General features: G+C 48.7%; 6 protein-coding genes. 1 reads left to right on the forward strand and 5 read right to left on the reverse strand.

What is annotated here, in order from left to right; translation table 11 throughout:
• Positions 1-183: 183 nt before the first annotated feature.
• From Q0294_RS01530 to Q0294_RS01545, 4 genes are all read right to left on the reverse strand, one after another.
• Positions 184-744, reverse strand: a complete 561-nt coding sequence (locus Q0294_RS01530) for a hypothetical protein (protein WP_299460118.1) — start codon at positions 742-744, stop codon at positions 184-186.
• 71 nt (positions 745-815) lie between these two features.
• Positions 816-1,124 carry a hypothetical protein gene (locus tag Q0294_RS01535; protein ID WP_299460121.1) on the reverse strand — a complete coding sequence of 103 codons (309 nt, stop codon included), beginning with the start codon at positions 1,122-1,124 and terminating at the stop codon, positions 816-818.
• Between the two features lie 241 nt (positions 1,125-1,365).
• Positions 1,366-2,718 (reverse strand): NPCBM/NEW2 domain-containing protein, encoded by a 1,353-nt coding sequence (locus Q0294_RS01540; protein WP_299460124.1) that lies wholly within the window; start codon positions 2,716-2,718, stop codon positions 1,366-1,368.
• A gap of 168 nt (positions 2,719-2,886) precedes the next feature.
• A complete protein-coding gene (locus tag Q0294_RS01545; RefSeq protein ID WP_299460127.1) occupies positions 2,887-3,159 on the reverse strand; it encodes a hypothetical protein in 273 nt (90 codons plus the stop codon).
• A gap of 397 nt (positions 3,160-3,556) precedes the next feature.
• Here Q0294_RS01545 and Q0294_RS01550 point away from each other — a divergent pair, with 397 nt between their 5' ends.
• Complete coding sequence (locus Q0294_RS01550) at positions 3,557-3,826, forward strand: hypothetical protein (RefSeq protein ID WP_299460130.1); 270 nt, start codon at positions 3,557-3,559, stop codon at positions 3,824-3,826.
• 73 nt (positions 3,827-3,899) lie between these two features.
• On the opposite strand, the gene Q0294_RS01555 is transcribed toward Q0294_RS01550, so the two are convergent.
• Positions 3,900-4,365: SitI3 family protein (locus tag Q0294_RS01555; protein WP_299460132.1), on the reverse strand; the 466-nt coding region annotated here is incomplete at its 5' end.

The raw sequence follows: 4,365 nt of genomic DNA on the forward strand, positions 1-4,365 counted from the left end.
CCTGCCCCCTTTATATACTTCATTCACAGACTGCAGAATCGGAACCTGCCTGGTGAGAGGAATTCATGCGATTAGGAAGAGATTTGGTTCCGGACACCTTTGTTTTGTCAGGAACCATAAAATACCTATTACAGTTCCAAATTCATTCAAATACCTAATGGTATATCATTTTTGGGGCTCGTTTTAAGGAACCGCATCCCCCCAAACAGCTTTTTGCTCCTCATCTGAAAGGGTATCTGTTTCAAATAGCCGTTTTGTGCGTGGAGGAACATCGTCCCAAAGGCACCAATAGTTACCTCGAATTACATATGTTCCATCGACTCCCTCACGATACGAACGGTGCTGAGACATCCCCAAATTATCCTCAATCTCTTTTACCCGTTTCCTCTCTAGGTTGAAATCATGATAATCTAAGATTCCAACAACTTTCACAGTTTGGCCTACCACATCAAAGGGCCAGATGTATCCCTCCCTCGACCAGATCTCAACACCGCTTACTCTGGTTGAAGATTTGGATGATTGTGCAATTCCCACGAGATAGACAGGTTTCCCTAAATATTTCGCCAGCTCTTTATTCCAAGCCATCTTTGACACATCAATGGGTGCCACGGAAGATTGGTCGCGTTTTTTATCTGACATGGTGACAGTATCTTTCTGCTCTGTACCGCAACCATTTAATCCAAATACCAAAATGCTGAGAAAGATATTATTGATAGACTTTTTACTAGTTTCCAGTATTTTCATAAGCATGCTTTGCTCCCCAAATAAATGGCTGGATCTTAAAAGCAGCAGGAAAAATCTCCTCGTCGCGATAATCAGAATCGTAATAAAACTTTAATGATCGGACCTGCAGTCACCGACTCGCCGCGTCGCATCTCGATCTGGCCATTGACTGGTTTGATCGTCCACGGCTCTCCTTGTTTCCGACTTGCTGTCAGCTGCGAAGTGGTGCAGGTCAGGTCGCCCACTTCGATTTTCAATTGGGGACCATCAGGAGTTTGAACGACACTCAACGTGGCTATTTCTTTTGGTAACTGGGGAGCTTGGTTCCCTTCTGAAGTGGAGAGTAAGCTGATGCACAGGCCACTGATACAGAGCCAAGCTAGTGTTTTAGAATTTAGCATCTTTCGTTTCCTTCCATTTCAGGTCTGCTGCTTCACTGGGGATTTCAATAAGTAAGTCGGGATTTCCCATTTGGAATTGCCTGTAACCACTTCAAGCTCGGCATGCCGTTTATTATAACGGCATGCGACCACCCCCGTGTCTAACGCGTCGATTTTTTCCATCTTTATTACTTCTGGTTTCGAACACCTTTGTTTTGTCCGGCTTTTGATGAGCTCGTCTGCTGCTGATGGGGTTTGACGACTATTGATCCAGGCGAAAGGGGACGTGTTCGGCGCGGATCAGATTGGGATTGCCCCAGACGGCGAGGTTATGCAGCGGGTTTGATTCGGGATGAGGAATCGTCCGCAAACCAATTGTGACGATGTCGGTCTCAGGCAGGGAAACGTCGAGCACTTCAGGTTTGTCGGCGGGCGTCAGGAATTTCGTTTTCGCCGTTTCGACTCCGTTTACGATGATCGCAAACGCGACCTTTCCCGCTTCGCCGGCGGTCGAATGTAAACCGACGCGACAGGTGAGGCGATCAAACACGATTCCAGGTCCCACTTTATAATTCAGCGTGTAGGGAGTCCCCATCCCGAAGCCGTGCGTGATGGCCGATTCGGACTCCGGTTCACTGGCAAAGGTGAGCGGATGCAAATTGCGTTTTGCATCCATCGCCTGATTCACCAGAAAGGGAGTCACATAATACGGATGGGAAATCATCTGCATTTTGGTATCCGGTTCCCAGGCGGTGAGGGGTTGCGTTTTCAACGCTGCGACTTCGTCGGCGGCAAAACGTTTTTCCTGCAGACAAAACAGGGTGTATAAAATGTCGGCCACATGTTTCGCGTTGTAAACGGCTGCGGTTTGTCGCTGCAGATCTGCCTGAGCCGCGTTTCCGGCGATCTCCGCCTGAATGAGCGGAATAATCAAGGCAGCCGCATGCGCCCGCAGTAATCGTTGATGTTGATAAATGCGGGCGGCAGCCTCGGGAACGGTGGTCCCCAGCAATTGGGGACGATACTGTTCTTCAGGGATGGTGTAATTGCCAATATCGGCGACCCCGCCATAACCGAACAGATAGTTTTTGTTGACCACAGCAGCGGACGGAGGCAATAAACGGCGTAACGTCGCTTCGTCAATCGGACTGCTGTGCGCACAAGGGCAACCGGGGTCTTCGTTCCAGTGGCACAAGACGCCCAGGAATTTCATCGCTTCATCGGGCTCGTTCCGGGCGAGATGGTCGAGCGTCTGCTGAATGTACCACTGTATGTCCGGCAGACTCGCTTCAATGCTCCCGACATCGTGCAGGCTCAATCGAGCCGGTGGCAAGCAGTATTTATCCAGGTGAGGCGCTTTTCCACCAGCGTGAATATCCTGCAGCGAGGTGTAATCGGATTGCAGGCGTTGCCAGTCTTCCGGGCGTAATAACGCTTTTTGCCAGGCGGGCAATTGCGCCACCGCCCAGGCCCGTATCAGTTTATGACCCCGCCCCCAGCCCCAGGTTTTCTGCAGCGCAATGTCTGTCAGCAGGAGTGAGAAGACCAGCAGTAAACTGACCGCGCCGCGGTAGAAATACGGACGCGCCAACGAATGGTTGAGAAAATGAAGCATGTATCGACTCCCGGATTTTGCTGCCATTCGCGACCGAAAGCGGACTTTCCTGGTCGCCTCCATTTGTGCGCGACTCGCAGCAGCATTGAATTACTGTCATTAAAGCTCAAAATCGAGCGGGTTTCCATTCAGGTGAACCGTGTGAAGACGGCTCATTGCCGTGCCGCATCAGGGGATCTCAAAATCAGCGATGAGTGGACCGGTCCCCGCTTCCATTTGGATCGTGAGCCCGGAAGTTTGTGGATCGGCGTATTTCTCGGGAACATGTTCACTCACAATCGCTACATGATACTCCCCTGCCTCGATCAAATCCATGCTGTAACTTCCTTCCGCGTTGATATCGGCAACCGCGACGGCAGCACCGTTGCTGTGAAGTTCAACTTTACCGGCGGTTACCGGTTGGCCGCCGCGAAGGACCCTGCCGCCAATCATACCACTCAAAGAATGTCCACCTGCAGAGCATCCCCCGTTGAGCAAACCAAGTAATCACAGGCCGACCTGCGGCCGGCGAATCGATCTCCCGGAAAGGTAAAGATCTACAAGGACTTTCCCCAAAGCGAAGATTAGACTCCGTTTAACCTTCTCGAATTGCTAGACTGGAACAAATTCCAGATATTAGCAGAGACCAAAGGGGAATCACCAGGCGGTGAACCCGAGCGAATTCAAAGGTGTCAGTTCTGTCCCCGTTCCTGTCTGACGAGATTGCTTAGGTAAAAGAGCCATGCACAAAGACAAGCTGTACCTGGTGGGAACTGCTTGCGGGGTAATTTTCCTCATCTTTGGCGTTGTGTTCCTGTCCCTTCTGTTTCCAGGTTACCGCTCATTTTTCCTGGGCGTTATGATCTTGGCCATTGGAGTAATTCTATTTCTAGCCATTGTTGTGGTCGTTCTGTTCGTGTTTTTCAGTCGGGGAGTTCAGGGGCCAAAGTCATTATCTGGTACACGGTGTCGAAAGTGCGGCCATCGGCGGGTGATGCAGGAAGTCAACCGAGAGTTTCTGCAGGGAAATGTGAAGACCGATTTTGACCATTACAAAGTCATCTACCGTTGCACTCAATGCGGGCATCAGCAAGAGCAGGAAGAACATGTGATACCCCAGCCGAAGTGACTCCAGAGAAATATAAAGGTGTCAGCGAGATGGCTTGCGGGCAATAATCGAATGCTTGTTGAATTATACTTTCTCACTTCCGAGGCAATTTTTTAAACGTGAAGTCAATTTCCATTTCGTCGAATAGAATTTTCGTTGCATAGTCCATGATGATGGGATTTGCATCATCACAAAATGTTTCACCATTAATTCTTAAGACATATGCAACTTCACCATTTGCCAGCATCACTAAATCACAATACAACTCTTTTAAAAGCACTCCACAAACTCGATAGAGCGTGGAATTAGATTCATAAGCGTATTTACCTAATTGAACATGATCATAGTGAATTTTAATATTAGGTATAAAGCCAAACGTCTCGTTACATAACTCTTTACCAAGTTCTGAAACTTCAAATACAAAGATACTTGCACCTTTCGAAACCAGATAAATAATCTCATCTTGCAGCACAGGCTCTAAATCACAAGTTTCGATTAAGAGTTCTCTCGTGTCATTTAATGAGATATTTGTATCTTCACCAAGTAGAATCTGACTGAAC

Source organism: uncultured Gimesia sp., assembly GCF_937919775.1.
In the GTDB taxonomy this organism is placed as follows: Bacteria; Planctomycetota; Planctomycetia; order Planctomycetales; family Planctomycetaceae; genus Gimesia.